This is a genomic window from Bacillus sp. LR_5, assembly GCF_042709275.1.
Genome location: NZ_JAVAXX010000449.1, coordinates 1 through 3,494, shown reverse-complemented (window position 1 = coordinate 3,494; position 3,494 = coordinate 1). Strand labels below are relative to the sequence as shown.

The 3,494-nt window shown below is 47.0% G+C and carries 2 protein-coding genes; both read left to right on the top strand.

The features are described 5' to 3' along the window. The coding region (locus tag RAC86_RS36775) for a calcium-translocating P-type ATPase, SERCA-type (protein WP_377886784.1) at positions 1 to 2,590 on the top strand (2,590 nt) is incomplete at its 5' end. An 82-nt stretch (positions 2,591 to 2,672) separates the two neighbouring features. Continuing rightward, a partial coding sequence (locus tag RAC86_RS36770) for a YicC/YloC family endoribonuclease (RefSeq protein WP_377886783.1) occupies positions 2,673 to 3,494 on the top strand: 822 nt, incomplete at its 3' end.

Here is a 3,494-nt window from a genome sequence, read left to right as displayed (position 1 = left end):
GAAAAAACGCCTCGATAAGCATGGACCAAACGAGCTGCAAGAAGGAAAAAAAACATCAGCGCTTCTCTTGTTTTTCGCGCAGTTCAAAGATTTTATGGTGCTTGTGCTTTTGGCGGCAACGTTAATCTCAGGATTTCTTGGTGAATACGTAGACGCGGTTGCGATTATTGCGATTGTGTTTGTGAATGGCATACTCGGTTTCTTTCAAGAAAGGCGGGCTGAGCAATCTCTTCAGGCTTTAAAAGAGCTTTCAACACCGCATGTCATGGCGCTCAGGGAAGGAAGCTGGACAAAGATTCCTTCTAAGGAACTTGTGCCGGGCGATATTGTGAAATTTACGAGCGGTGACAGGATTGGAGCAGACGTTCGAATTGTCGAAGCAAGAAGCCTTGAAATAGAAGAATCAGCGCTGACTGGGGAATCCATCCCGGTTGTGAAGCATGCCGATAAATTGAAAAAACCGGATGTTTCGCTCGGCGATATTACGAATATGGCATTTATGGGAACGATTGTGACCCGTGGCAGCGGTGTCGGGGTCGTCGTCGGCACCGGAATGAATACGGCAATGGGCAAAATTGCCGACATGCTTGAATCGGCAGGGACACTGTCAACCCCGCTGCAAAGAAGACTGGAGCAGCTCGGGAAGATTTTAATTGTTGTTGCATTGCTTCTGACGGTACTTGTCGTTGCTGTCGGTGTCATCCAGGGTCACGATCTGTACAGCATGTTTTTAGCGGGTGTGTCGTTAGCAGTAGCCGCGATTCCGGAGGGGCTCCCGGCGATTGTAACTGTGGCGCTGTCGCTTGGCGTACAGCGAATGATTAAGCAAAAATCAATCGTAAGAAAGCTCCCTGCGGTTGAAACGCTTGGGTGTGCGTCTATCATTTGTTCGGATAAAACAGGGACAATGACGCAAAACAAAATGACGGTGACACATGTCTGGTCCGGAGGGAAAACATGGAGAGTGACGGGGGCAGGCTATGAACCGAAAGGAAGCTTCACACTGAACGAAAAAGAGGTCAGTGTGAATGAGCATATACCGCTTCAGCAGATGCTCCTGTTCGGAGCGCTTTGTAACAACTCCAATATTGAGAAAAGAGACGGCGAATATGTGCTTGACGGAGATCCAACAGAGGGAGCGCTGCTCACCGCGGCAAGAAAAGGCGGTTTTTCCAAGGAATTTGTTGACTCTCATTACCGGGTGATTGAAGAGTTTCCGTTTGATTCAGCACGGAAAATGATGACTGTCATTGTAGAGGATCAGGACAGAAAGCGGTATATCATTACAAAAGGTGCACCAGATGTACTGATGCAACGCTCTTCCCGTATTTTTTATGACGGCTCAGCAGCTCTTTTCTCAAATGAGAGAAAAGCAGAAACAGAGGCGGTATTAAGACATCTGGCATCCCAGGCGCTCAGAACGATAGCGGTCGCCTACAGGCCGATAAAAGCAGGTGAAACACCGTCTATAGAGCAGGCTGAGAAAGATCTGACGATGCTCGGTCTTTCGGGCATTATTGATCCGCCGCGGCCGGAAGTCAGACAGGCGATTAAAGAATGCCGTGAAGCAGGAATTAAGACCGTTATGATTACAGGCGATCATGTGGAGACAGCTAAAGCGATAGCGAAAGACTTGCGCCTCCTTCCGAAAAACGGCAAAATCATGGACGGCAAGATGCTGAATGAACTTTCTCAAGAAGAACTTTCTAATGTGGTGGAGGATGTGTATGTATTTGCCCGCGTTTCTCCTGAGCATAAACTGAAAATCGTAAAAGCCTATCAGGAAAACGGGCATATTGTGGCGATGACGGGAGACGGCGTCAATGACGCCCCAGCCATTAAACAAGCTGACATCGGAGTCGCTATGGGTATTACAGGGACAGATGTGGCCAAAGAAGCGTCATCCCTTGTTCTCGTGGATGATAATTTTGCAACGATCAAATCTGCGATAAAAGAGGGCAGAAACATCTATGAAAATATCAGAAAGTTTATCAGATATCTGTTGGCTTCTAACGTCGGAGAAATTCTTGTCATGCTGTTTGCGATGCTGCTTGCCCTTCCTTTGCCGCTCGTGCCGATTCAGATTTTGTGGGTCAACTTGGTGACGGACGGATTGCCGGCAATGGCTCTCGGCATGGATCAGCCGGAAGGAGACGTGATGAAACGGAAGCCCCGTCATCCGAAAGAAGGGGTGTTTGCCCGCAAGCTTGGATGGAAGGTCGTCTCCAGAGGTTTTTTGATCGGAGCTGCCACTATTTTAGCGTTTATCATTGTGTATCACCGGAATCCGGAGAATTTGGCTTATGCCCAGACGATTGCGTTTGCCACTTTGGTGCTGGCTCAGCTTATTCACGTTTTTGACTGTCGCAGCGAGACCTCTGTTTTTTCCAGAAATCCGTTTCAAAATCTATACTTACTCGGCGCAGTATTGTCATCAATTTTGCTGATGCTTGTTGTGATCTACTATCCGCCGCTTCAGCCAATTTTCCATACCGTCGCCATCACGCCTGGAGACTGGATGCTCGTCATCGGCATGTCCGCCATCCCTACTTTTTTGCTGGCTGGGTCACTTTTGACAAGAAAAAAATAAATTCATATGATATAATCTTAGGGGTAATAGCATGTCTATTGCCCTTTTATTATGAGAACAGGGAAGAATTGGGTGTTTTAAAATGATACGAAGTATGACAGGCTTCGGCAGTGCAAGCAAAACACAAGATGATCTCTCTGTAAGCGTTGAACTTAAATCTGTGAACTACAGGTTTAAAGAAGTGAACGCTCGTTTGCCAAGGCCTTTGCTATATTTTGAAGATAAGCTGAAACAGACCATTCTGCAGCATATCCAGCGCGGAAGAATTGAGCTTTTCGTATCAGTTGACAGCGATATGCTTGTAGAGAAAAGGCTTGAAATTGATTGGGCGCTGCTTGATGAGTTTGTCGCAGCTGCGGGAAATATGAAGAAGCGGTATCAATTGTCTGCAGAGCCTGATGTAATGGATTTCTTTAAGCTTGACCATGTCGTCCAGATTCATGAAGAACAGACGCAAAATGACAAGCTGGAGGCGTTAATCACCGCTGCTGCAGAGGAAGCGGTAAAAGGTCTCTGTAAAATGCGTGAAAAAGAGGGGCTGCTTTTAGCGAAAGACTGCCTGAAGCATATTGATCAGCTTGAAGAGCTGGTGAAAGAAACTGAATTGCTGGCAGCGGATGTCGTATCTCGTTATCGGGAACGGCTGTACGCCAGAATAAAAGAATGGACTGAAGATGTATTAGACGAGAGCCGGCTTGTAACAGAATGTGCAATTTTTGCAGACCGCTCTGATATTACTGAAGAGATTACCAGGCTGAAGAGCCACTTCGCCCAGTTTCGTGATATATTAGCTGGTGGCGGAGCTGTCGGGCGCAAACTCGACTTTCTCGTTCAGGAGCTGAATCGGGAAGCAAATACAATTGGCTCAAAAGCAAATGATCATCAGATCACAAAGCTTGTCGTC